This is a genomic window from Glaciecola petra (assembly GCF_031846345.1).
In the GTDB taxonomy this organism is placed as follows: Bacteria; Pseudomonadota; Gammaproteobacteria; order Enterobacterales; family Alteromonadaceae; genus Glaciecola; species Glaciecola petra.
Genome location: NZ_JAVRHX010000005.1, coordinates 44236 through 69411, shown reverse-complemented (window position 1 = coordinate 69411; position 25176 = coordinate 44236). Strand labels below are relative to the sequence as shown.

Genomic DNA, 25176 nt, shown 5'->3' with positions numbered 1-25176 from the left:
GCATCAGCCAATGTGAACGATAAATTAGTGTCTTATATTAGCACATCGCACAAATTGTGATTAAACAAATTAAGCATACTAAGCATTAATTTAATACATTGCTTGTAGTTGTTTGAGTATTTTGACTGTTGGTGCGGCTAAGCCAACATCAGGCCCAGAATGGATATTAAACCATAACTTTTCATATATACCTTGAAGCTCTTTTATAGCACCATCAGGCTGTTTACCAACATTTGAATGTTGCCCGTCTACTAACAAAAGAATTGGCGTTATTTGTAAATGAAAATGACTAAAAGTATGTGTGAATTCAGGTAGAATTTGTGTTTGTAACAAGCTCTCAGAATCTGCCTCCATAATTGCTAAATCATCAGGTAAATCTTTAACACTTTCAAAGCTTTCTTTATCACTCTCATAAAAGCCCCATAAGCCACCCCAAATGCCACTAGAGGGCCTTTTATGCATCAACACACTGCCTTGGTAAAAAGGAATAAGCATACGGGTTGTTTTTGTGGGTATTTGTTTTTTTGGTTTTTTATGCGGTAGTTCAGCTTGCCGCCCTTGAGCATAAGCCAAACAATGAGTCTGCACAGGGCACATATCGCAATTTGGTTTTGATCGCGTACACAGTGTTGCGCCCAAATCCATTATCGCTTGAGTGTAATCACCAAAGCGCACTCGTGGCTTTAATGATTCGGCCATTTCCCACATACTGTCTTCGACTTTCTTATTGCCCGGCCAGCCTTCTACTGCTAAGTAGCGGGCAAGCACCCGCTTGACGTTGCCATCGAGTATCGCATAAGCCTGATTGTCAGCGAGCGATAGAATGGCCGCAGCCGTCGAGCGACCAATCCCTGGCAAAGACAATACATCCTCAAATGAATCTGGAAATTCTCCAGAAAACTCATCTCTCACTTTTTGCGCGGCTTTGTGCAAGTTTCGTGCTCTAGCGTAGTAACCTAAACCTGTCCATAAATGCAGCACGGCATCTTGTTTAGCATTGGCCAAGTCAACAACCGTAGGAAACTTCTTCATGAAGGTTTCGAAATACGGTATCACGGTGCTTACTTGGGTTTGTTGTAACATTACCTCCGACACCCAAACCGAATATCGCGTTTTATTTTGCTGCCAAGGCAAGTTTTTGCGTCCGTGTATGTCGAACCAATTCAACACTGCCGTGCTGAAATCATAGATCATTTGATTGCCCTGTATTTATTATTTTTGTTTTGTTACTCGCTATCATACAAGAGAGAAATATTTGCTCAAGCCTAATTGAAATTTGCATTTATAGTGAGTCACTGCATAATGCGCAAAGCAAATATAAGTAACCTAAAGAATTTTTAATGAGTCGGTTTAATTCAGAAGAAGAAGCGCGCGCCGCTGGCGTGTATATTTCGAAAGTAAAAAGTTATGTTAAACGCGAAGGCCGCCTTACTAAAGCGCAAGGTCGCGCACTTGAAGTTAATTGGCCGAGTATGGGTTTAAGTGTCGAACAAGGCTTAATAAATCTTGATGAGGTTTTCGGTCGTAACGCTACACGTGTATTAGAAATTGGCTTCGGCATGGGTAAATCACTTGTTGAAATGGCTGACCAAGCACGCGACACTGATTTTATTGGTATAGAAGTTCATCGTCCTGGTGTTGGTGCTTGTTTAGCCTCTGCAGAAGAAGCAAAACTAAATAATTTAAGAGTGTTTGAACACGATGCCGTTGAAGTACTAAAAGTATGCATTGAAGATGCAAGTTTAGACCGCCTACAGTTGTTTTTCCCTGACCCCTGGCATAAAAAGAAGCACAACAAACGACGCATAGTGCAAGTCGACTTTGTAGAGCAAATCAGGCAAAAGTTAAAAATTGGTGGTGAGTTTCATATGGCTACCGATTGGCAGCCTTATGCAGAACACATGCTTGAGGTTATGCAACAAGCCACACTATTTGAAAACACCTCGCCGACGAAAGACTATGTTGAAAGGCCTGCTTATCGGCCAATTACCAAGTTTGAAGTACGCGGCCAAAAATTAGGTCATGGTGTTTGGGACATTATTTATAAGCGAGTAAGCTAGTGTTGTCATCATCAAGTCAAGTTTTACTGCGCAACAAAGAACATTTTGAACAAGGCAAATGGGCTTTTATTAACCCAACTGAAGCGTTTATTTTTGAGCAAATAAATAATGATAATATTGTCGGTTTGCATCAAATGTACAACGACTATGAATCTTGCTTACAGCAAACTAAAAATAAGCAAGTTTTTGCTGCCAGTTTTTCGCTTGCTGATATTGACGATACCGGCACATCAAGACTCGACGGGGTTGTCATTTATTTACCTAAAGCTAAACAGCAATTAGTAATGCTCATTGAAAACGCTGCAGCCCTCGTTAAAGATAATGGCAGTATATTAATAATTGGGGAAAACAAAGCAGGTGTAAAATCTGTCTCTAAATTACTCGAAAAATTCGGTCAACACGTAAATAAAATAGATAGTGCAAAGCACTGTGGGTTGTATGCACTTACCCTTGAAAAACCTTTACCCGATTTCAATGTAGACAAATACAGCGAAATACGCAGCTACAATATTCACGACACCAGTATTAAAGTCTTTTCTTTGCCAGGGGTTTTTGGTCATAAACAATTAGATCCTGGTACAGACTTACTACTTAGTGAATTGAGCCCAACTTGGCTCTTAAAAGAAGCGGCACTAAAACGCAGCAGCCATGTATATGACTTTGCCTGTGGCACTGGGCTGATTGGTGTTTATGTCGCGAAGGTTATGGCTGTTTATTTTGCTGCAAAATTCCCTAAAAATAGTCACACAATAGAAACCCCTGATGATGAAAGCGAAAACATTGGGAATGTGCTAAAAATTAGTATGAGCGATGTATCAGCTTTAGCAATTTATTGTAGCCAAAAAACAGCGCAGTTGAACAACATAGATACGTCTTTTGCGACTTTAGATATAGTCCCCAAAGACGGCATGTTAAAACCTATAAAATCGTATAATCTAATTGTGTCTAACCCGCCTTTCCATGCAGGTATACAAAATGATTATAGTATTACACAAAACTTTATAAAAGCGTCGTTTAGCCTATGTAAACCCTATGCTAAGATGGTGTTGGTTGCGAACAGATTTTTACCTTACCCTGATGCATTACAACAGGTTTATGGCAAATTTCAAGAACTTAACGCCACCCCTAAATATCGGGTTTATCAAGTGGAAAAGTCTAAAAAATGAAAATTCTTTTTGTCATATCAGAAGTCGAAGACATTATTAAAACAGGTGGTTTAGCAGATGTTGGAAAGGCTTTGCCTATTGCACTAAAAAACTTGGGTCATGAAGTCGTTTTGGTATTGCCAAATTATAAGCAAGTTGCTGATAGTTTTTCTTTAGTTGATGCCATGCCCGAACAAGTTATACATATTAATCATCAAAATTTTTCATTTGGCGTAAAGGAACTTGATTTTCATGGCATAAAAACTTACTTGATTGATCACCCTTATTTTTCGCAAGCAGACACGCCCTACGGCGATAATGAATTAGCATCAAATGCTCAAAGATTCTCTTTATTTTCAATTTCTGCATTGTGTGTAAGCGCTAACATCAACTTCGCTCCTGATGTGCTCCATTGCAATGATTGGCATACCTCTATGGCACCCTACTTTATGCACAGTGGATATTTACACAGGCACAATTTAGTGGCTCAGGCAGATTTTTTTGCTCAAACTAAAAGCGTCATCACACTGCATAATGCAGCTTTTCAGGGGATTGAAAAACTTCATAAAATATCACTACTAGATCATGAAGACATACAAAAGGTCTATATTGATAACGATGACCTGAATATGTTGAAAACCGGGATTATGTTTTCAAACAAGGTGTGTGCTGTAAGCCCTACTTATGCAAAAGAAATTTTTAGTGTCATTGGTAGTCATGGTATTTGCGACGTTATCAACCAAGCTCCCTTTAAAGTAAGTGGCGTATTAAACGGCTGCGATTACACCCAATGGGACCCTGAGACTGATAGCATATTGCCGCAAAATTACACGGCAAATGAATTGTCTGGAAAGAGCACTTGTAAGGCCGCTTTGCAAAAGGAATCGGGTTTGCCCGTTGTCAAATCTATACCTGTCATAGGCATGGTTTGTCGTGCGACTCGACAAAAAGGATTTGACTTCATCATGCCAATTTTGTCTGAATTGCTCGAGCACAAAGTACAATTAGTAATTATGGGGACAGGCGACAAAACCATCACTTCACATTTACGTGAAATAAGTCAGGCCCACCCAGAAAAATTTAGTTTTGTTGAAGATTTCAGACCAGACTTTACGCACTTAATAGAAGCGGGCGCTGACTTCTTCTTGATGCCCTCCGAATTCGAACCTTGCGGGTTAAACCAAATGTATAGCTTAGCATATGGTACTTTGCCTATTGTCAGAAACGTAGGTGGACTGGCTGACACAGTAATTGATTATAGCTTACCCAATGCAAATGGTTTTGCCTTTGACAAACCGGAATCAGAAGCTCTGTTGGCGACACTTAGACGTGCTTTACTCATTTATAACGAATCCCCTGCTCGTATTAAGGAACTCATTAAAGAGGGAATGAATACGCGTTTTACATGGGAAGCCGCTGCCAAAGAATACGAGAAGGTTTATCTACGTTAGAGCGACATAATCGATTTGCGTTTTTCTAAAACATCCAAGATGCTATAAAAAAATATCAATTAGTCATTATCGCCATCATTTGCTCTAGTTTCTGCTGTTTGGCAATTTCAATTGCTGTAAGTTGAGGTGGTACGTAATCTTCTGTTTTAAAATTTGCTTCGTAGCGCCATTTCAGTTTTGAAGGTTCACTTCGTTGGTTAATGTCGGCACCTAAAACTAAAAGCGCTTTAACTAGGTCTGCTTGATTAGCCTGTACTGCAGCATGTATAAGTTGCTGGCCATTGCGATCGAAGGCAGTTATGACTTGCTTAACTTCATCCTCATTCATGAATGAATTGAGCTCACCAGCAATCCAAGTTAAAAAAGCATAATTTTTTGTATATACACCTAGCTGCATTGCCGTCGTGCCATCTTTAGCTTTGGCAAACAAATTAGCACCGAGTGCAACTGCCGTTTTTACCACGGGTAAATTTTGACTCTTAATGGCAAAAAATAGGACACTGTAACCTTGTTTGCTTTGCTCGTTGATGTCAGCGCCAATATTTACAAGATAATTTAGGTTTTCAACGTTCCCCGCATTAGCAGACCACATCAAGGCAGTTTGTCCTTTATCGTTTTTTGCGTTTATGTCGGCGCCCACGTTGATCATGTATTCAAGCACTTCGGTTGAAGCAGATCCAGCACATAAATGAAATGCGTTGGTACCATCATCTATAGAAATATTGGGGCTAGCTCCTTTGGTGAGAAGCGCCAGGATAATTTCAGTATTTCCGTATCTGCATGCTTGAATTAAGGGACTAAAACGATTGCCGTCTGCATTTTGTACATTTGCGCCATTTTCAAGGATGATATTTACTAAGATTGGATCTTGTGTTTCTGTTGCCCATGCAAGCAAACTTGACTTATCTGGTAGCAATCGATTTACATCAATTTGTGTAACAAGGCTTTCAAGTAAAGAACGATCTAAATTTAAAATAGCGCGCTTTGTTTTTAGCAGCAAGCGTTGATGTTCTTGTTCATCTAAACTTGATCCCACAGAGTTAAGTGCAGATTCACTTGTACAAGCAATAAGGCTTATCACCAAAAATATAGCCATGATTTTTTTTACCATTACTTTCCTCTTCAATAAAAACCTTAGGTTAACAAATTAGCCAAGGGCTCAGTGCTATCGCCAAACTTATTTGTAGGAACGCCCATTTGCTGTAAAACAGACAATAAAAGGTTACACATAGGAGTATCTTTTGTGCTTGCGATGTGTCGATTACCTTTAATTCCTCCACCGGCCAAGATTATCGGAAGATCCATATGATCATGATCATTAGATTCTCCAATACAAGCGCCTCTTACAACAAAGGTATTGTCGAGCAAATTTGACTCGCCATCAGAAATATTCGCCATTTTTTCAAGATAATCTGCAAACAACTGATTGTGATAAGCGTTTATGCTCACAAGCTTATTAATTTTTTCAGGATCATTAGCGTGATGGCTAAGCGCGTGATGTCCATCTGGGATACCTAAATTATTGTAGGCATGATTACTAAGCTCACGTCCGAGCATGAAAGTACTCACTCGAGTCATATCGGTTTGCAAGGCTAGCATTTGAAGGTCTAGCATAATTTTTACATGCTCTTCATAATCGCTGGGAATATTAGCAGGCACAGAAAAGCCATCTAAATTCATAGCAATCGTAGTTTCTCGTGCCTTAACGATTCGACGTTCTACATCACGAATGGATTCAAAAAATTGCCCCATTTTATGACGATCATTTATCCCTAGTTTTTTATTTACCCTTTTTGCGTCTTCATTAATAAAATCAAGAATGCTCGATTTATGTGCCAAGCGCATTTGACGATCTTTTTCGTCGATTTTATTACCACTACCAAATAAATGTTCAAATACATCACTCGGCGTAACCATAGCAGGTAAAGCTTGAGTTGGACTTCGCCAAGAAATAGTGTTGGTGTAAGTACAACTATAATTTATATCGCAACTACCCAACAAACTAGGCGGTTCAATACCCAATTCTAAGGATGCAAGTTGCGTGTCCTTAGCAAAATACTTGGCGGCTACTTGGTCTGCAGAAATGCCGCAATATATATCAGCGCCTTCAGTCGCTTTTGCATGCGCTCCGGTTAAAAATGCAGGACAACTTCTGCCATGGCCTGCTGGCGGCGCATCAAAAGCACTAGCCTGATAATGTGCTAATCCCGATATCACAACATGTTTGTCACGAACTTTTTCGAGTGGCCGTAAAATAGCTGTTGCTTCGTAGTTTGCACCTACTCTTTTAGGTGTGTAACTTTGCATTCTGACCCCATTGGGCGAATAAAATACCGTCATTCGTTTGGGGCGGTCTTGAATAGATTTAGCCATAGCTGATGGCAACAAGGATTCCATTATTGGAAGCGCTACAGCAGCGCCAAGACCTTTTAATAATAGTCGCCGTGATGACCGTTTATTATCGTGCTTGAGCAATTTGTCGTTCTTCATCGCTAGCCTCCTCCGGCGCCTTTTTATAATTAAATGGAATACTAGTAACAACAGCTTCGATAATGCTATGGATCTGATAATTTTCTAAACTAGCCTGCCTCGCTACTTGCCGTATTGTCGGCTTATCAAATGCTTTTAGGCCTCTGCCAAGTGCGTAGGTCATGATGCGGTCAATAAATGCTTGAGCAAAACGCTCTCGCCTATCCCACAAAACACTATGTAAACCAGGAAGGCCGTCAAAAACCGTACCGTCTGGCATTTGTGCATTAGTATCAATTATTTGTTTGGCATAAACAGTTCTAAATGCACCTACCGCATCGTATTTTTCTAAGGCTAAACCCAATGGATCCATGCGCACATGGCATGATGCACACACTGGGTCTTCTCGATGTCTAGCCAGTTGTTCTTTTGCACTCAGGGCAACGCCATCATGTTCGGCGATCAATGAAGGGACATCTGGCGGTGGCGGGGGAGGCGTTGCCGCAAGCAGGTTATCTAATATCCATTTGCCCCGTTTTACAGGAGAGGTATGATTGGGGTTTGACGTCAAGGTTAAAATACTGGCTTGCCCTAACAACCCTCCTCTATTTGAGTTTTCTCCAAAAAACACCTTTCGAAAAGCATGACCTTTGACCCCTTCTATGCCGTAATGAGCAGCTAGTCGTTCATTAAGATAGCTATAATTAGCATTAAGAAAATCAAAAATTGATAAGTTATCTTTTAAAATACGCGTGAAAAATAACTCAGTTTCACGTTTGATTGCTTGTTTAAGAGGGATATCAAAGTTTGGGAATTCAAATACATCTGGAAAATGGCGCGGCAAGTTACGAAGGTACAACCATTGACCCGCAAAATTGTCTGTCAATGCTTTCGACTTTTCAGATGCTAGCATGCGCTTGATCTGCTGACGAATAATAGCAGGTTCTCTTAAGCTGCCATTTTTTGCTAATTCGCTTAGTTCTTGATCGGGCAAGCTACTCCATAAAAAGAGTGCTAGTCTTGCAGCAAATTCATAATCGTTAATTTTGTATACACTGCCAGGTGCGATATCTTTGGGAGTATGCTCTTGCAAATACAAAAAGCTTGGCGAAACTAATAAGGCCTGGATAGTAGTTGCAATACTTGCTTTAAAGTCCAAATCTCTTCTTGTCTGTTTAAAAATTCCCATCAAAGGTTCAATGTCAGCTTCATCAATTGGCCGGCGATAAGCTTGCTCAACGAGGCTTGCAATAATCTGTTTTGCACAACTCAATTCGGATTTAACGCTTTGCTCAATTGTTGACAAAGTCTTTGGATAGCAGCTAAATATTTTGCTATAGCTAGGCGTAGTGTTAGCGCTATTTTCAACATTTGCTGTTTGTCCCTCATCCAGTTTTTCAAGAGGTCCAATTATTTCTATTTCAAGTACATCGCGTAAAAAAGCAGCTTGCGAAAATCGCGCAGACATATGATACGACGGCACTTTTTTTGTATGTACGCGACTGCCATCAACAATAAAATCTAAATCTAGCTCTGTAGGCTCTCTATCAGGCAGCACTACATAGCTAGTTCCTTCTCTAACTGTTGGCACATGTTCGCTAAGGGCTAACTCTTTGCGAAAAGTCATGCCTATTTCGTGGTTACCCGCTGGTAGAGATAGTGTATAACTATGTCGATGTATATCTAAACGGTCGACTTCATTATTTGTGTTTGCATTGATAAATCCAGCTATTTCATACTTGCCGGCAATAGGCGCATAAAAATCAACACTACCGCCGCCTCTCGAATCTAAGGGCAAGTCGTCGTGCATACGAAGATTGAAAGAAGGAACGCCACTATTTTTTACCGGCCCGTCTTTGGGTATAAGATAATTTTTTTTACTCGCCGTATCGCCAACTACCCCTGTTGCTTGGCGGCTAAGCTTGCCGGCAATTGATATATACCTTTCTAGTAGGGTCGTTGATACACCTAATACATCGGCGTTATTATCAAACCCATAGCCCGAATCATCGCCCGGTAAACTCTGGCTAATATCGATGTCTAAGGCGAGTAAATCTCTGACCGAATTAGCATATTCATTGCGATTCAATCGCCTAATGGTAGCTCGACCTGGATTGGGGTTTTGCTCGCTGTAGTGGTCTAAAGAAGTCTCAAGCCAATATAACAATGAAGCTTTCTTTTGGGTATCTAAAGGTTTTTTATCAGCTGGAGGCATATCGCCCAAGGCTACAGATTTTAATATTGCTTCCCAGAGGTGTTGATTTTTTCCCTGTTCAATATCGTTGACATCGATATCACTTACCGACCAATTAGTAGTAAAATCATAATCATTGTGGCAACTATCGCAACGATCTTGGATTGTATTGTCGACGATAACTTTTAGTGCATTCTGAGACGGCAGTGTTGAAAGCACACTTGGACTAAAGCCCAATAACAATGCATAACACATAACAGCAAATATAAAGCCCAATATCGAACTTGGATTAGACCAATTTGGTGAAACATTAAGGGGCATTTGCACTCTCTTTGCGCAATTACGCGATAAATATTGAAGATAACGCGCAAATACTGATTTAATACTAGAAACGAGCAATTATTGCGCCAAGCTTAAAATCAACGAATACCTGTGCAACTCATTTGAACAGTGGTCTAGCCTAAAATAATGTAAATTCGCATTCTATACTCAACGCAAGGCTATTAATTCCGCAGTATCATCAGCTTTGCTTGCACTTGTATTGGTTTCACCTAATAAGCAAGTAGTTTTGATTAATGTTATGCGCGCTCTTAGCTCATCATTATATTTCCCCGACGCGATTTTAGCCCTATTCGTATATTCACCCGCGATCAAATTGAACACAATAGAAGTTGGCAGTACACTTGCAACGCCATTAGCAAACTCTTCTGTACTAGAAATCCTGTTTGCTTCTAACTCTTGTATTTGCTCATTGGCAGTGTCGCAATTAATGCTATTGTCCAAATGAGCATTCAACTGCTCATAACGAGTATTTGCTGACGCACAACCGCCAACGATAGCGCATGCGGTCATCATAATTGCTATTTTGCTGCAAGGTGTTTTTAAAGTGCTTTTTTTATTTACCATTTGCTTCTCCGGGAATACACGAACAGATTCAAAGTCATAGAGCTGGACCCATACAAATAGATAATAATTCCCGTTGTGATAGATTTGTGTTTATATTGTGATTAACTTGCCTGAAAAGAAGCTGATTGGGATATAAAAGGGAGCGTTTGGCGCACGCACCCAAAATGTTTTCAAAAGCAATAATCAATAAGAATAAAAAAGTATGCAAGAAAACAAACTATACGACCAACTGTGGCACGAAAATGCACTCAAATTGAAGCAAAACATGCTCGAATTTGACCCATATTTAATGGGTAAACCAGACTCACGTATGGGTATAAGTTTAATACTGCGACTAAATGAAAATCCTACCCTAATGTCTAACATTAAAGAGTTTTATCAAACGTTTCATCAGCTTGATCCTAACCAACATATGTCTCAAACAGAGAGTTTGCACGTAACTCTATTGTCGTTAGTGACATGTCGAGAGCATTTTGAATTTAATGTTTTTAACTTAAACCAGTATGTTCAAGTCATACAAAGTGCCATTAACGATGCAATAAAAACGACTCAAAAAACCGAAGCCATTAACATTATGTTTAAAGGAATAACGATTTCCTCAAGCTGTATTTTATTGCGTGGTTTTGCAATGAACGATTTGTTAGCTGAGGTAAGAAAAAATTTGAGAATACACTTTAATGCTAGCGACTTAGAACACACAATCGACAGTCGTTATAGCATTCAAAGCGCACATTGCACCATGGTGAGATTTAAACAACCAACACGACTACCAATAAAGCTATACAAATTAATTAAACAAAATATCGATACTGACTTTGGCGAAGTGGAGTCTACGTATTGTGATTTAGTAATTAACGATTGGTACCACACAAAAGAAAAATCCACACTATTAGCTCGCTTCCCACTTTGTTAGAGATTAAAATAGATATCGAGTAAGTTTTTTACATTGACAAAGATATTATTTTTGATTGAAAGCCAAAAGATACTTTTCAAGTGTGTATTTTTTTGTATACTGAAGGTAGTGCAGTATTTAAGTCATGAAACATGAACTAAAATTGTGTTTTTAAAGCACTTTTTGTCAAATTTGCAAGATATGACGGATTTTAAAAACATTAAATATAAAAAAACGCTTTTTAATATAAATCGTTTTGAGAGGCAAGTACTACACAAAACCCATTGATTACAAAGTAGAAGAGAAAAATGCAAACCCCTAATATATTGATAGTAGAAGACGAAATCGTCACACGTACAACACTTAAAAGTCTATTTGAAGCAGAAGGATATAATGTCTTTGAAGCCGAAAATGGCGAAGAAATGCATGACTTCTTCGAAAATAACCAAATTGATATCGTAATTATGGATATCAATCTCCCCGGTAAAAACGGTTTGATACTAGCACGCGAAGTGCGTAATCGTAAAAATGTGGGTTTAATTTTCTTAACTGGCCGCGATAATGACGTTGATCGAATCCTTGGGTTAGAAATTGGTGCAGACGATTACTTAACTAAACCGTTTAACCCTCGTGAATTAACAATACGCGCGCGCAACTTACTGTCAAGAACAACAAATGCTGCTGAAGATGATGATTTGCCGAGCAAGGTCAAGTTTAATGGTTGGACGCTTGATGGGGATTCTCGTAGCCTTATCTCACCAACGTCCAACGAATTCAGATTACCACGTAGCGAATTTAGAGCTTTACACTTATTTTTAAGTAATCCAGGTAAAATACTTACACGTGAACAACTAATCATGGAAATGACTGGACGTGAATTAAGACCTAATGACAGAACTGTCGACGTTACGATTAGACGCATTAGAAAGCACTTTGAGTCTGAACCAAATGACGAAGAATTGATTGTGACTATCCATGGTGAAGGTTATCGGTTTTGTGGGTCAGTAGACTAACAAATACCATACGTAGCTAAAAAAAGTAAAAACGGCCGCTAATTTTTTAGCGGCCGTTTTGCGTTGAATCAGTATAAGAAGAAGATTAACTTCCTGCTATTTGCATGTTCTCAATTAATATAGACCCCGTTTGCAAAGCCCCTCTGGTTTCTTTTTGTTTCCCTATTGCCACGATGTTTTTGAACATATCTCGTAAATTGCCTGCTATTGTAATTTCATGCACGGGGTACTTAATTTTGCCATTTTCGACCCAAAAACCAGCGGCACCACGAGAATAATCGCCATTTACGATATTAACGCCTTGTCCCATTATTTCAGTCACCAACAAACCTGTTCCCATGGTAGCTAAGAGTTCACTATCTGATTGGCCAGTATCTGTCACGAGACAATTATGTATACCACCAGCATGGCCATTGGAGCGCAAACCTAACTTGCGACCAGAATAACTGGTTAATAAGTAGTGCTGCAACACCCCATTTTCGATAATATCGAGGTCTTTTGTTTGCACCCCTTCGTTATCAAAACTACTACTGGCTAAGCCTTGTTTGATATATGGCCGCTCCATAATACTCAACCATTCTGGAAACAATTGTTGGCCTTTACAATCTAGTAAAAAACTAGATTTACGATACAAACTACCTCCACTAATTGCTCCTATCAAATGACCAAATATACCCGACGCAATGTCACGATGGAATATAACAGGCGCTTTGGTAGTTGACATTTTTTGTGCCCCGAGGCGAGAAATTGTTTGCTTGGCAGCATCGATACCAACCTGTTTTGGGGTGTCTAGCATATTCGGCAATCGAGATACGGTATAAGCATAATCTCGTTGCATGTCGTCTTCTTTTTCTCCAATCAATACACAACTAAGGCTGTACCGTGTGCTGGGATATCCTGCATTTATGCCATGACTATTACCGTATACCTTCATGCCAATATTGGCGTTATACGACGCACCATCTGAATTAATAATGCTTGAAGAATAATCTAAACCTGCTGATTCGCATGCAAGTGCCTGCTCAATGCCTTGTTCAACATCTAGAGCTTGCGGGTGATATAAATCTAAATCAGGAAATTCTGTGGCAATTAGGTCCTTGTCAGCAATACCTGCACATTCATCATCGCTAGTATATTTGGCAATTTCTATTGCTTTGCTCACCGTGAGTTTAAGTGCTTCTGGTGATAGATCAGCAGTCGATGCACTGCCCTTTTTATTACCAACAAACACAACGATGCCTAATCCACCATCATTAGTAAATTCAATATTTTCGACTTCTTTTAGGCGCGTGCTTACGGCAATTCCTTGTACTTTAGACATACTCGCTTCGGCCGCCGTTGCACCGAGTTGTTTGGCATATTTTAAAGTATCGTCAACAACATTTTTAATATCATTTAGTTGTTGTTGCTTTTGTTGATCTAACTGTTGTTCTTTATCATCAGTAGAGGACATAAAATAAGTTTCGCTATTAAATTGGTCTTGCTATGGCTACAATTCATATAGTTTACCATTAATCAGACGAAATACGGTATATGCGCAATCAATCGACAGAAAATAAAGTCGCAAGTAATATTGCTAACGAGCAAGAATTTGAGAGCAAGACTCAACAAAAGCAAGCGGCTGAAAGACTAAAAAAATTGGGACTAGCCTTGGTAGATTTAACCAAAGGTGAACGTGAAAAGATGCCATTAGACGACGAACTACTTGGTATTATTGAGCTAGCAACTAAAATCAACAGAAAAAAAGATGGCTTTCGTCGCCAACTACAACTAATAGGTAAAAAGCTTAGAGCAAGGGACGTTGCGCCAATTGAAGACTCCCTGCAACGACTTAGAACTTCGCATTCAGACGCAAACAGGCATTTTCACAACCTAGAGCGACTGCGAGATGATATTGTTGCAAAAGGTAACGATGGCATTAACGACGCTGTTGCAGAATATCCTCAATTAGAACGACAAAAACTGAGGCAATTATTGCGCTTGGTACAAAAACAAGAAAAAGAAAATAAACCACCTGCCGCGGCAAGAGAGATATTTCAATACTTAAAACAAGAAATACCTGAGAGGTAGTGCTCGTTAGCACTACGCAGTTCATCGCTGTATACAGCCGCGGTGTCATTAGTGCCCGCTCTGTCTAAGCTCCCAAAACAACACAAGGTATTACTACTCGCCCGGATATGCTAGGCCCCACTGCTCTCTTATTTCATCCATTATCTTCATTACTCGCAAAGTACTGTCTGCCGAGTGGATATCGCTTTTGCAGTTATCATTTAGGAGAAAATCCGTCATATGTGCAATTTCAAAACTAAAGTTACTTCCATCTTCAAAATCAAAGTTGCAGGTTTCAGCAGACTCACCTTCTGTATTGATTTCAAATGTTTTTGCACCTAAAAAGAAGGGAATTCGGATAAAACCCTTGTCACCCATAATAGTTGCTTCTGTTGGACCACTCATTTTAAAGCCAGCTGACAATTGCGCTGTTTTACCTCCTTCATATTCCAAGGTGTAGAACGAATTTTCATCCACTCCGGTCTTTGTCATTATTACTGAGCTCTTAATCTTTTTTGGTGTTTGTGCAAATACAATGTCAGCTATAGTGATAGGGTAAATACCTAGATCTAACAAAGCACCGCCTGCCAATTTTTTGTTCTTTAAACGATGCGTATCTGGTAAGTCTCGATTAAGGCTGAAGTTAGCATGCACACTCAATACTTCACCAATCCGGCCGCTGCTCAGGAGCTGTTGAAAAGAACGAATTGCAGGTAAAAAACGAGTCCATACGGCCTCAACCAACATAAGATTATTGCTCGCTGCTAAGTCAAATGCTTGCTTTGCTTGTTTGGCGTTTAAGGTTAAAGGCTTTTCGCACAAAACATGTTTTCCATGTTGTAGACACATCATTATCTGTTCAAAATGAAAATTATGAGTTGTAGCTATATAAACCGCGCGAATATTGCGCTCAGCTAACATACTGTTGTAGTCACCAAAAGCCGATTTGATATCATGATCTAGTGCAAATTGCTGGGCTCTTTCTAGATGGGACGCTGCACATGCCACAACATTAGCAGCTTCGACTTTTTGTATAGATTGCATGAAGGTTTTAGCAATATGACCGCATCCGAGTACAGCCCAATTAATCTGTTGCATTGGTATCCTTTAAAGATTGATTACATGCAATCCTTCGCTTGCTTCACAAACGTAAATGTCGGCGTTTAAAGAAAAATTGGCATGATAGTGAGTGTCGACCGCGCTAATCACTTTATCAACATCATCATGTTCACACAAGCAAACAATCGCCCCACCAAAACCACCGCCGGTTTGTCTAGCTACACCTCTCACATGTGTTTGCTCAGGCTGAGAATTATTCCCTGAATCACTGTGTTGGTCTCGTAGTGCATTGTTGCAAATATCTACTAGACCGTCGGTCGCAGCAACTGTTATTTCAAAGTCGCATTTAAGCGAAATATGTGCTTCAGCCATTATCTTGTACAAGTTTTGTAAATCATTTTTCTCAAGCGCGTCAGCAGCGGCTACAACACGCGCATTTTCTGAAATGATATGTTTAGCGCGCCTGAAAGTAACGTCGTCAAGCTTGTCTTTAACAGCGTCTAACATTTGCATTGTCGCGTCGCGTAATTTAGGTACTTGCATTGTTTTAGCTGCTAGTTCGCAGGCCAAGCGGCGCTGGTTGTACTCGCTGTCAGCCAATTTACGTGGGTAATTAGAATTTATCACCATTAAAGTTAAATTAGACGGTAAAGGCACGGCACGGGTAGTTAAATCTCGGCAGTCAATCATCATTGCATGATTGTATTTAGCTTTGGCAGATATTAACTGGTCCATTATTCCGCATTGGCAATCAATAAAGTTGTTTTCGGCGGCTTGACCGACTCTGGCAATATCTTGCTCGCTTAAACCCAAGGCTGACAAATGATTCAATAGGCCAGCAAAAGCAACCTCCAACGCTGCTGATGAAGACAACCCACTTCCTTGTGGCACATCTGAAGTAATTAAAATATTACAACCTTTTAAAGCATAACCAGCCTTTTTAAGTTCGTTAACAACACCTCTAAGATAATTTCCCCAAGCTAATTGCCCTGGTACAAGTTCATGAGAAATATAAAACTGCTCATTCTCGCCAGGATATTGTACCGAATAGGCGTTAACTAAATCGTCGTCGCGCACACTGCAAAGTATTTTGGTATCAAACTGCAAAGCACAAGGCATCACAAAACCGTCGTTATAATCGGTATGTTCACCAATAATGTTTACCCGTCCCGGGGAGGTAGCTAAGGCGGTCGGAGCGGCGCCAAATAATTTTATAAATTCAGAAGATAAGGCTAAATCAACCATGTTAGCTTTCCTGTTTGTAATGGACTGTGCTGGCATCACGTAAAATCGTAGCTGCTTGCTCTGGAGTCAGATCACGCTGGCTTTCTGCCATCATTTCATAACCGACCATGTGTTTCTTGACCGACGCAGAGCGCAATAAAGGGGGAAAAAAATGAGCATGTAATACCCAATGTGATTTATCTTCAAGGTCGGCAGGCGCATTATGCCATCCCATAGAATAAGGGAAACTGCATTTAAAGATATTGTCATATTTAATAGTGAGCACACTCAATGATTCTGCTAATGTTTGCATTTGCGTTTGCTCCAAACTTGTAAAATCTGCGATATCAAATTTAGGCAAAATCAAGGTTTCAAATGGCCACTTAGCCCAATAAGGCACCAATACTATCCAATCGCTGTTTTCATATACAATACGAATTTTGTCTTTTAATTCTTGGCGTAGATAGTCTTTTAACAGGGGTCTACCATGCTCACTGAAATAAGCTTGTTGCTTTTTATTTTCTTTCTCAATTTCTGTGGAATAATGCTGGTGAGCCCAAATTTGACCATGCGGGTGAGGCTGCGAACAGCCCATTATTTCGCCCTTATTCTCAAAAATATGCACACAGCTAAATTCTGCGCTTAATGCGCTATATTCTTTTTTCCAGGTCTGCACAACAGGCACAATTTCTGACACCGGCAATTGAGCTAGGGTTTTATTGTGTTTGGGTGAAAAACAAATGACTTTGGCCATGCCCGTAGCTTCTTGACTTTCAAACAGTGGGTGTTCGTGATCATCGTTTACTCGATATTCAGTAAGCGCGCCAAAGTCATTAGTAAATACATAGGTATCTTGATAGTCCGGATTGCTTGCTCCGTTTACACGGTCATTCCGGGGACAAAGTGGACACTCACCCTCATGCACGGGTAAGGCTTGTTCGTTGGCTTGCTCAGTAGCTCCATGCCAAGGTCTATTATTGCGATGTGGAGAGACTAAAATCCATTCATCATTTAATTGGTTTTTACGACGATGTGAAGCTGGTTTTTGCATTACCCTTGCCTACTATTTACTGAATAATTTTTCTAAACTAAAAAAGAAAAGGTCACTTAAAATATTATTTATATGATAATATCTAAATTGTACTAATTTTCCAATCTTTTAAGCTCTTAAGATTATCATAAGCCAATAGATATGTGACTTTTATAATGCCTTAAACAATAAAAAAATACTCGATTTTTGTTATCGCTATGTTAACATCCATACGAAATAGCGTAAAAATCGTATCATTTATACGATAAATAAGCCCTTAAAATAAGAAGAACAACTATGTCTGACAATACCATTCAAATTGGCGTGTTTTTATTCGTCACTATTTTAATTGCCTTTTTGACTTACTTGCATTGCCGAGGCAAAGGGCATAGCCAAGCAAACCAAACAAAAGAATACTTTTTAGCGGGTGGTGGTCTAGCTTGGTATTTTGTTGCAGGTTCTATCACACTCACTAATTTAAGCACTGACCAATTAGTAGGAATGAACGGTAACCAAATGGCTTTATTGGCACTTTGGGAATTTTCTGCAGTAGTTGGTCTTATTGTTTTAGCAAAAGTGTTTTTACCAATATATTATCGATTTAATTGCACTACAACTACCGAACTACTAGAGCTGAGATACCATAATAAGCACATCCGTGCCGTCATCAGTATGTTATTCTTTTTAGGTAGTGCGCTTATTTTCTGCCCCGCTGTTATATATAGCGGCGCTTTGTTTATGCAGAAAATGTTCAATATAGATACGCAGTTTGTCAATATTTCGATAGGTTCTAGTGCTTTTGCTATCGATTTAATGATTATTTATATCGCTCTAATTTTTGGCATTATTGGTGCCCTCTATGCAATTTTTGGTGGCTTGAGAGCCGTCGCCGTATCTGATACTTATTCTGGTGTCATACTGCTAGTAATGGCACTCGTGGTTGTATTTTTAGCCTTACAAGCTGTCGATTTTAGTTTTGAAGGTATACCGGCTGAACGCTTAACCTTAATCGGCGATGACGACTCGCCTATTCCTTGGCATACCTTATTGACTGGCATGATTTTTATTCAAATGTTTTATTGGGGTACGAATCAAGTTATCACACAGAGAGCGATGGCAGCACCGAACATTAAAGAGGCCCAAAAAGGCGTGTTTGCCGCGGCTGGCATTCGGATATTAATTGTACCGGCTATTATCGTAATTCCTGGTATTGTGTCATACAAACTTTATGGCGATATTGGTGATGCAGCATACGGAACAATTGTAGGTGATTTATTGCCTACTTATTTAAGTGGTGTATTTGCAGCAGCTATGGCCGCAGCAGTATTAACTACCTTTAATAGTAACTTAAATTCCGCTACTGCATTATATGTGTGTGACGTACATCAAGCATATTTTAACAAAAAACCAAACGTACCAAAACTAAGTGGATTTGTAACCGCGTTAATGACTATTGTCGCGCTTATATTGGTGGTGGTTTATGCACAAGCAGAGAGCATTATTAATTTGATTCAGCAGTTATATGGTTTATTAAGTATGCCAATTTTGTCGGTATTTATTTTAGGCTTAGCGTTTAAGAATGTGCATGCTACCGCTGGATTGTTTTCGGTGATATTTGGTGTCATTTTATACTTCTTACTATCGTTTGAAGTTTCACCATTCCATGCGCCATTTGGTTTGCATTATATTCACTTAATGTTTATCACCTTAATTTCTTGTGTGACCCTTGCTTTGTTGCTCAATTGGATATTATATGGACAAGCGCCTAAATTTGAGTGGGTAGGAGAAAATAACAACGCTGAATCAGCCAAGGCGTAATTTTTCACTTCAATTTTACACGAGGGCAATAATGACATTGCCCTCTTTTTATTTAAGGAACATATTTTGGAATCTATAGGCGTATTTGTTGATGTACAAAACATTTATTACACCACCAGAGATGCTTACAGCCGTCCTTTCAATTATCGAGCATTGTGGAACGCGTTAAGCGAGCGATACACAATTAAAGTCGCTAATGCGTATGCTATTGCTAGCACAAATCTACAGCAACAAAAGTTTCAGCAAGCACTTCAACACATAGGATTTGATGTTAAAACTAAACCTTTTATACAACGGGCTGATGGCACAGCAAAAGGTGATTGGGATGTTGGTATTACCATCGACATGTTGGAGTCTAGCGCAGGCTTAGATAATATTTTATTAATGTCGGGCGATGGCGACTTTGCTTTATTACTTGACGCTATTAAACGTAAATACGCTTGTAACACTCATGTACTCAGTGTTGAGTCATTAACTGCCTTTAATTTGATCAGTTCTGCTGATCATTACCAAGCTATATCTCCTCAAAATCTTGTATAACTAAGCCGAGACTCTGCTCGGCTAGCTTGTTCTGAGGTGGTGCAACAGTCTCATTTGTATTGGTAAAAAAAGTCAAATCAACAATATTCGTCTTTTTGCTTAGTCGCTCGCCTTAGCGATCATATTATCTAGTGATAATTTACCAGCACCAGAAACAGCTACCGAGACAGAAATCACCATAAGTGCTAGGCCAAATGCGTAACCATTGTTAGCCATAAATAATCCATTTGGTAAATGCACTGTGACTATGGCAACTAACATCGTAAATGTTAAGGCGATGGCAACGGGTCGAGTTAACAAGCCTAAAACTAACAATATACCGCCAAAGAACTCTGCACTACCTGCTGCTAATGCCATTAAATAGCCTGGCTCTAGACCAAGAGAAGCCATAAACTGTCCTGTACCTTCAAGGCCATATCCACCGAACCAAGCAAACAGTTTTTGTGCGCCATACGCAGCAAAAATAATACCAGCCCCCAAACGTAAAGCTAATGGTGCAAAAGATGAGTTTTTAACAAAAGCGTGTGATAATAATGTATTCATGATGTTTCCTCTTTAATTGTAATTACTAGTGTAAACAAGCGGTTTAATAACTTGTCTCGATTTGATGATTACAATTTTACATCTATTTATTGAAATGAATATTGGTATAATTAGCAAATACCTTTCTATTTTATAGAACCTTTGATGAACTGTAATGTTTAATGTCACCTTATTAAAGGTAGATTTTAATTAAGGTCTAAGCATTCAATTAAGACTTTTTAGCAAAGCATTAGCAATAAAGGAATTTTTAACATGTTGGTTAGCGAAACCCTTGGTTTTATTGCAGCTCTATGCACTACATTATCTTTTCTACCTCAAGTCATTAAGGTGCTGAAAACCCGAGATACAAAAGCTTTATCGCTTAGCATGTATATTGTCTTTGTTTTTGGCGTGTCTTTGTGGTTGGTATACGGCATTCTGAAAAGTGATTTACCTATCACTATTGCAAATAGTTTTACCTTATTATTCGCTTGTATTATTTTATTTGTGAAAGTTCAAAATAGAAAACAAGATAAGCTCAGCTAGCATAGCTTTTGTTTTGCAATCGCCTTTATTAATAAGTCATTGTCTATAAAAAAAGCCAACCGCAAATACCGGTTGGCTTTTATCAAAAATACCTAACAACAAAGTTGTTGATTATTTAGTACACGTATCTTGCCTGTACATACCAAGTACCGCCATTAAATCCAAAAGGACTAGATTCTGAATACAATTGACCAGAACCACCTTGATTAGGATTTTCTTGAGGGTAAGTATCAAATAAATTGTCAACACCTACAACAAATTGTAGCTGCTCAGAATGTTGATATGACACTTGTGCATCGATTAACACTTCTGCACCAATACCAGGGACGCCATTACCGGTATCATCCCAACCACCGTAATAATTTGCACGCAATAAGGTGGTGAACTTGCCTTCAGTATGACTCCAAGAAATATTAGCGCGCGTATTAGGTAATAAATCTTCTATTGCACTAACACGTCCATCACTAATTGGATTCACTTCACCTACACTATCAACTTCGGTCTCATTATAGTTGGCAGCAACAGTTAGACGTGATTCACCGCCTAAAAAGTCAAAGTTTACATTACCGACGACATCAATACCCCAAGTAGTGGTATCAAAACTGTTTGAGAAGAATCTAAATTGCGATAGGTCATCTAAGCCAAGGAAGTCTTGGCGATCAATAACACCATTAGCATCTAATGTAGTTAACGCTTCTGAAACAGTAGCAAAGTCTGAACCTGTGCCACCCGCAAAATTAAGTGCCGACAAAAAGTCAACATTTGCGCCTAAGGCAACTCGGTCTTCTAGTTGTATATTATAGTAATCAACTGTCCAGTTAGACCCAGCAATTTCAAAACCAACACCAAATGAATAGTTAACAGCTTCTTCTGGTCCAAGTTGAGGACGGCCATTGCCGGCGCTCTCAACAAAGTCCGCTGCTAATTGACCCGCAACCGATGATAAAGGCAGAGTACCCTGATCGACCAAAACACCATTGACGTTTTGAGTGGTTACATTGGTTATGTTAGCTTGACCAGCAGTTGGTGCATGGAAGCCCGTTGAATAGGCAGCACGAACTCTTAACTCATCAGAGACATGATAGATACCGGCCAGTTTAAAGTCGGTAGTATTACCAAATTCGCTAAACTCTTCGACTCTCACTGCTGTTTGTAAGGTTAGGTTTTCAGTGACATCAGCTTCGAGGTCGACATAAACTGCAGTACTGTCTTGCGACGCTGAAGTCGTTGCTGGAAACCCACCAAAACCATTTGAGCTAGAAGCAAAACCTTGACTAGCCAAAGGTCCTAAAGCATATGAGGCCTCATCACCTGCAAACAAATCAAACTCTTCTTCACGATATTCAGCACCAAAGGCTATGTTTAGCTCAGATTCTAAACCCACATCAACTGAGTAAACAAAATTCGCGTTGAATAAGGTTTCGGTTTGTTCTTGGCCACCAGGCACAAAATCACGTGGCGAATCTGGACCTAAAGAAGCATTGAGTGTATTTTTGATGAAAAAGTCTGTTCTGTTAGAGCCACGTTGCGCGCTCACATCGTAATACAAACCTGATCCAATATCTAAATCACCTTTAATACCAACGGTAATTGCCATGTCTTCATTCGTGCCACCAAAACGTGGGACAAAGCCTGAAGGTATTGTTTCAATAAAAGAAAAACAATTAGGATCGGCAACAACTTGTGCTAAGAATGTAGGATCTGGATTAACGCCACCTTGTCCACCAAGTGGGATACCTGCAATACATGAACCGCCAGCATCCAAGCCATCTAAATCACCTACCAATACAGAAGGTACACCATCATCATCTACCAAGCCAGTTGTGGGATCCACTAATGGGCCACGATATACTCCACCGCGCTGGCCAGATGGGCCACCAACAACATTACGATAGAAAAATCCACCCGTTACCATACGCTCACCATAGTTACCAAACAAGTAAGCAGTCGTCTGATCACCAAGATCATATTCTGAGTTCACAAAAAACTTAATATCGTCTTCAACATCGGGTTGACCCCAATATTGTGGCACGTCACTGGTGTAACCGTTAATTAACGCAAAATCAGAAACAGCGGTGTAACCATTTTCAATTTGAAATGCAACGTCGTCTCTTACGACTGAGCGTATGGTACCGTCTACTTCTCTAATTTCAGCTGTGACATTCACAAATCCTTCGTCACCTAATGGTAGGCCGGCATTTGCAGAAACGATAAAATTATCACCATCTCCTTCGTATGTTGAACCATAGCGTGCTTGTACCTCAAATCCTTCAGCATTGTCTTTAAGAATAAAGTTAAGTACACCCGCGATAGCGTCAGAACCATACTGTGAAGAAGCGCCATCTCTTAATACTTCGACCTGTTTTAGTGCCATTGAAGGGATCGCAGAAATATCTACCCCTTGCGCACCATCAGAAATACCACCACCTAAAAATGATATAATTGAGCCACGATGACGTCTTTTACCGTTGACTAACACCAATACATTGTCAGGTGATAGACCACGCAAGTTAGCTGGACGAACAATAGTCGCTGCATCACTTATCGGCTGAGTATTAATATCAAAAGAAGGAACGGCTGTACGCAACATATCCTGTACATCAGATGAAGAGTTTTGGCGGAATTCCTCGCCACTGATAACATCAACCGGAACTGGTGAATCCGCCGCTGAACGGTCGGTCATTCTTGTTCCTGTTACAATGATTTGCTCAAATTTTTTATCTTCTGCTTGTTCTTCTTCCTGAGCATTAACTGCAAACGGTGCAGTCGTCGCCAGTGCCATAGAACATGCTAAGCAAAGCATATTTTTTTTAAATTTTATGTGTTTGAAAGGTTGTTTTTCCACAGAGTTCCCCGTAATTTCTATCTATTGCAAATAGTTTAATTTGCACTACTTATTTTATTAATCCAACTTTGACGTGCAAAAAGCCGATAAGCACTACACTTATAGCGTCAAGTCGTCTATTACGTTTTGCAATTAATGCGCCAAATCAGTCACTTACATCGCCCAAACATTGCGCCTAGCAATTGTAAGATAAATCATCTAATAGGCATTCGTATAGGCCCTTGATTTATATAACTTTTCAAGGTCAAAATGATTGCTTTTTAAATTTGACTGATGAGGTTATTACAAACAAATATCTTGCAAAGAAAGGAGTGATTAATGCAAAAATTCATAATTCTGCAACATACTTGTGCATATAAGGTACTCATTTCACCGAAACAATGCAAATATTATTGAACATCTAACTAAGTATTTTTACTGTTATCAGATTCTTTGATCTCATATTTCAATAATGTAGTTGACTTTGTAATCCGAGATTTTATTAACCCGATGTCAGTAGCTCTAAATTAATCTCATGCTCGGTTATTTCATTAAAAACACGAGATTGAGTAATGCACTCAATGAAAACACAGATTAATCAAAACATAGATTAATAAAAACATAGTGACGTAATACCTGTCTGCAAAAACTTAAATCAGAGTATCGTCTTTAGCAACTTCCATTTTCACGTTACTAACTTTAGGTTTACCATCAATTAAATTATTTTTTGTCAAAAGACTGTTGAGCTGAAATAGTGAAATCAACATCGCGTAAATTGGGCTCAAATACCCTAATTTATGGAGCTTTTCCAACTTATCTGCTTCGAGACTGTTCAGCACGTCTTCATTTATTGTATGCAAACCTTTTATCACGTTAACTGTGCCATCTTGATAGATCACATGAAGATCAATGGCTCGCAATAATCCCAATTGTTCGAGGGTTTTACCAAATTCATATGTTTGCTGCATATCAGTAATTTGGTTTTCTAACATTTTTGTTATTTCAGACAAATGTTGCGTAGCTTTACCATTATCATCAAACAAGGGTATACCTTCGATTTCATTCAAAGCGTCACTGGCAGCATCAAAACCAATGGTGTAAGCCTTTTCTCCATTTGCGACTTTCATTAGATATAAAGGATAAGTTCGTAGGTTACTGGGCTGAAAAATACTTTGCCAAATGCCTTTCTCTACAAATAAATTTTGTTCTATTTCAAAACTTGTCATTGCAGATACAGCCCAAGCTCCATTTTGCGTATTACGCGTTATAAAAATGGGGAAGCAAGTGGCTCCATGCGCAATTTCAATAGCATTTAAATTTATGACATGTTGCTTAGCAGCATATTTAATATGAGCTCTTGGCGATATTTTAAAACTTTTGTGATTCTTAGTAGTGAGTTCTGTGAGTGTTGCCATAAATTTATGCAGATCCTAT

The 25176-nt window shown here is 39.3% G+C and carries 21 protein-coding genes; 9 read left to right on the top strand and 12 right to left on the bottom strand.

From position 1 onward, the window contains the following. Window positions 1–90: 90 nt before the first annotated feature. Window positions 91–1194, bottom strand: coding sequence for an A/G-specific adenine glycosylase (mutY, locus tag RM552_RS14665; RefSeq protein ID WP_311369620.1), 1104 nt, complete (start codon window positions 1192–1194; stop codon window positions 91–93). A 146-nt stretch (window positions 1195–1340) separates the two neighbouring features. Between mutY and trmB the strand changes: the two genes are divergently transcribed. From trmB to RM552_RS14650, 3 genes are read left to right on the top strand one after another with little or no spacing between them, the layout of a single operon-like run. Next, window positions 1341–2060, top strand: coding sequence for a tRNA (guanosine(46)-N7)-methyltransferase TrmB (gene trmB, locus RM552_RS14660; RefSeq protein ID WP_311369619.1), 720 nt, complete (start codon window positions 1341–1343; stop codon window positions 2058–2060). Then, complete coding sequence (locus RM552_RS14655; protein WP_311369618.1) at window positions 2060–3226, top strand: methyltransferase; 1167 nt, start codon at window positions 2060–2062, stop codon at window positions 3224–3226. Before trmB ends, RM552_RS14655 begins: the two co-directional genes overlap by 1 nt. Next, the gene (locus tag RM552_RS14650; protein WP_311369617.1) at window positions 3223–4656 is read left to right on the top strand and encodes a glycogen synthase; all 1434 of its coding nucleotides are present in this window, start codon (window positions 3223–3225) and stop codon (window positions 4654–4656) included. The genes RM552_RS14655 and RM552_RS14650 overlap by 4 nt, the downstream gene beginning before the upstream one ends. A 55-nt stretch (window positions 4657–4711) precedes the next feature. On the opposite strand, the gene RM552_RS14645 is transcribed toward RM552_RS14650, so the two are convergent. The 4 genes from RM552_RS14645 to RM552_RS14630 all read right to left on the bottom strand — a co-directional run bounded on the left by RM552_RS14645 (window position 4712) and on the right by RM552_RS14630 (window position 10225). Continuing rightward, on the bottom strand, window positions 4712–5767 hold the full coding sequence (locus tag RM552_RS14645; RefSeq protein ID WP_311369616.1) for an ankyrin repeat domain-containing protein: 1056 nt from the start codon (window positions 5765–5767) through the stop codon (window positions 4712–4714). A gap of 23 nt (window positions 5768–5790) precedes the next feature. Continuing rightward, the gene (locus RM552_RS14640) at window positions 5791–7146 is read right to left on the bottom strand and encodes a DUF1552 domain-containing protein (protein ID WP_311369615.1); all 1356 of its coding nucleotides are present in this window, start codon (window positions 7144–7146) and stop codon (window positions 5791–5793) included. Beyond that, window positions 7115–9640, bottom strand: coding sequence for a DUF1592 domain-containing protein (locus RM552_RS14635; protein ID WP_311369614.1), 2526 nt, complete (start codon window positions 9638–9640; stop codon window positions 7115–7117). Before RM552_RS14635 ends, RM552_RS14640 begins: the two co-directional genes overlap by 32 nt. A gap of 168 nt (window positions 9641–9808) precedes the next feature. After that, window positions 9809–10225 carry a hypothetical protein gene (locus RM552_RS14630; protein WP_311369613.1) on the bottom strand — a complete coding sequence of 139 codons (417 nt, stop codon included), beginning with the start codon at window positions 10223–10225 and terminating at the stop codon, window positions 9809–9811. Between the two features lie 202 nt (window positions 10226–10427). Here RM552_RS14630 and RM552_RS14625 point away from each other — a divergent pair, with 202 nt between their 5' ends. Then, entirely contained in the window at window positions 10428–11138 is a 711-nt protein-coding gene (locus RM552_RS14625) for a hypothetical protein (RefSeq protein ID WP_311369612.1), read from the top strand. A gap of 287 nt (window positions 11139–11425) precedes the next feature. Beyond that, window positions 11426–12130: a two-component system response regulator ArcA gene (gene arcA, locus RM552_RS14620; RefSeq protein WP_311369611.1), complete on the top strand. Its 705-nt coding sequence runs from the start codon at window positions 11426–11428 to the stop codon at window positions 12128–12130. 85 nt (window positions 12131–12215) lie between these two features. On the opposite strand, the gene pmbA is transcribed toward arcA, so the two are convergent. Continuing rightward, a complete protein-coding gene (gene pmbA, locus RM552_RS14615) occupies window positions 12216–13583 on the bottom strand; it encodes a metalloprotease PmbA (protein ID WP_311369610.1) in 1368 nt (455 codons plus the stop codon). Window positions 13584–13663: 80 nt separating this feature from the next. Between pmbA and yjgA the strand changes: the two genes are divergently transcribed. After that, window positions 13664–14200 (top strand): ribosome biogenesis factor YjgA, encoded by a 537-nt coding sequence (yjgA, locus tag RM552_RS14610; RefSeq protein WP_311369609.1) that lies wholly within the window; start codon window positions 13664–13666, stop codon window positions 14198–14200. Window positions 14201–14293: 93 nt separating this feature from the next. On the opposite strand, the gene RM552_RS14605 is transcribed toward yjgA, so the two are convergent. The 3 genes from RM552_RS14605 to RM552_RS14595 are packed head-to-tail and all read right to left on the bottom strand — an operon-like array spanning window position 14294 to window position 17513. Next, window positions 14294–15277 carry a Gfo/Idh/MocA family protein gene (locus RM552_RS14605; RefSeq protein ID WP_311369608.1) on the bottom strand — a complete coding sequence of 328 codons (984 nt, stop codon included), beginning with the start codon at window positions 15275–15277 and terminating at the stop codon, window positions 14294–14296. Window positions 15278–15286: 9 nt separating this feature from the next. Further along, window positions 15287–16483, bottom strand: coding sequence for a galactokinase (galK, locus tag RM552_RS14600; RefSeq protein WP_311369607.1), 1197 nt, complete (start codon window positions 16481–16483; stop codon window positions 15287–15289). Window position 16484: 1 nt separating this feature from the next. Next, complete coding sequence (locus RM552_RS14595; protein WP_311369606.1) at window positions 16485–17513, bottom strand: UDP-glucose--hexose-1-phosphate uridylyltransferase; 1029 nt, start codon at window positions 17511–17513, stop codon at window positions 16485–16487. A gap of 276 nt (window positions 17514–17789) precedes the next feature. Here RM552_RS14595 and RM552_RS14590 point away from each other — a divergent pair, with 276 nt between their 5' ends. Beyond that, window positions 17790–19310 (top strand): SLC5 family protein, encoded by a 1521-nt coding sequence (locus RM552_RS14590; protein WP_311369605.1) that lies wholly within the window; start codon window positions 17790–17792, stop codon window positions 19308–19310. 66 nt (window positions 19311–19376) lie between these two features. Next, the gene (locus RM552_RS14585; protein WP_432277230.1) at window positions 19377–19850 is read left to right on the top strand and encodes a LabA-like NYN domain-containing protein; all 474 of its coding nucleotides are present in this window, start codon (window positions 19377–19379) and stop codon (window positions 19848–19850) included. A gap of 99 nt (window positions 19851–19949) precedes the next feature. Here RM552_RS14585 and RM552_RS14580 read toward each other — a convergent pair whose 3' ends face one another. Further along, window positions 19950–20393, bottom strand: coding sequence for a DoxX family protein (locus RM552_RS14580; protein WP_311369604.1), 444 nt, complete (start codon window positions 20391–20393; stop codon window positions 19950–19952). A gap of 252 nt (window positions 20394–20645) precedes the next feature. Here RM552_RS14580 and RM552_RS14575 point away from each other — a divergent pair, with 252 nt between their 5' ends. After that, window positions 20646–20918, top strand: a complete 273-nt coding sequence (locus RM552_RS14575) for a SemiSWEET transporter (protein WP_311369603.1) — start codon at window positions 20646–20648, stop codon at window positions 20916–20918. Between the two features lie 115 nt (window positions 20919–21033). Here RM552_RS14575 and RM552_RS14570 read toward each other — a convergent pair whose 3' ends face one another. Beyond that, window positions 21034–23700 (bottom strand): TonB-dependent receptor plug domain-containing protein, encoded by a 2667-nt coding sequence (locus RM552_RS14570; RefSeq protein ID WP_311369602.1) that lies wholly within the window; start codon window positions 23698–23700, stop codon window positions 21034–21036. A 692-nt stretch (window positions 23701–24392) separates the two neighbouring features. After that, on the bottom strand, window positions 24393–25157 hold the full coding sequence (locus RM552_RS14565; RefSeq protein ID WP_311369601.1) for a SapC family protein: 765 nt from the start codon (window positions 25155–25157) through the stop codon (window positions 24393–24395). Between the last annotated feature and the right edge of the window lie 19 nt (window positions 25158–25176).

Coding starts and splice junctions, on each gene's coding strand:
- mutY (WP_311369620.1), bottom strand. CDS start 1,194: ATGATCTATGATTTCAGCACGGCAGTGTTGAATTGGTTCGACATACAC.
- trmB (WP_311369619.1), top strand. CDS start 1,341: ATGAGTCGGTTTAATTCAGAAGAAGAAGCGCGCGCCGCTGGCGTGTAT.
- RM552_RS14650 (WP_311369617.1), top strand. CDS start 3,223: ATGAAAATTCTTTTTGTCATATCAGAAGTCGAAGACATTATTAAAACA.
- RM552_RS14645 (WP_311369616.1), bottom strand. CDS start 5,767: ATGGTAAAAAAAATCATGGCTATATTTTTGGTGATAAGCCTTATTGCT.
- RM552_RS14640 (WP_311369615.1), bottom strand. CDS start 7,146: ATGAAGAACGACAAATTGCTCAAGCACGATAATAAACGGTCATCACGG.
- RM552_RS14635 (WP_311369614.1), bottom strand. CDS start 9,640: ATGCCCCTTAATGTTTCACCAAATTGGTCTAATCCAAGTTCGATATTG.
- RM552_RS14630 (WP_311369613.1), bottom strand. CDS start 10,225: ATGGTAAATAAAAAAAGCACTTTAAAAACACCTTGCAGCAAAATAGCA.
- RM552_RS14625 (WP_311369612.1), top strand. CDS start 10,428: ATGCAAGAAAACAAACTATACGACCAACTGTGGCACGAAAATGCACTC.
- arcA (WP_311369611.1), top strand. CDS start 11,426: ATGCAAACCCCTAATATATTGATAGTAGAAGACGAAATCGTCACACGT.
- pmbA (WP_311369610.1), bottom strand. CDS start 13,583: ATGTCCTCTACTGATGATAAAGAACAACAGTTAGATCAACAAAAGCAA.
- yjgA (WP_311369609.1), top strand. CDS start 13,664: ATGCGCAATCAATCGACAGAAAATAAAGTCGCAAGTAATATTGCTAAC.
- RM552_RS14605 (WP_311369608.1), bottom strand. CDS start 15,277: ATGCAACAGATTAATTGGGCTGTACTCGGATGCGGTCATATTGCTAAA.
- galK (WP_311369607.1), bottom strand. CDS start 16,483: ATGGTTGATTTAGCCTTATCTTCTGAATTTATAAAATTATTTGGCGCC.
- RM552_RS14595 (WP_311369606.1), bottom strand. CDS start 17,513: ATGCAAAAACCAGCTTCACATCGTCGTAAAAACCAATTAAATGATGAA.
- RM552_RS14590 (WP_311369605.1), top strand. CDS start 17,790: ATGTCTGACAATACCATTCAAATTGGCGTGTTTTTATTCGTCACTATT.
- RM552_RS14580 (WP_311369604.1), bottom strand. CDS start 20,393: ATGAATACATTATTATCACACGCTTTTGTTAAAAACTCATCTTTTGCA.
- RM552_RS14575 (WP_311369603.1), top strand. CDS start 20,646: ATGTTGGTTAGCGAAACCCTTGGTTTTATTGCAGCTCTATGCACTACA.
- RM552_RS14570 (WP_311369602.1), bottom strand. CDS start 23,700: ATGGCACTGGCGACGACTGCACCGTTTGCAGTTAATGCTCAGGAAGAA.
- RM552_RS14565 (WP_311369601.1), bottom strand. CDS start 25,157: ATGGCAACACTCACAGAACTCACTACTAAGAATCACAAAAGTTTTAAA.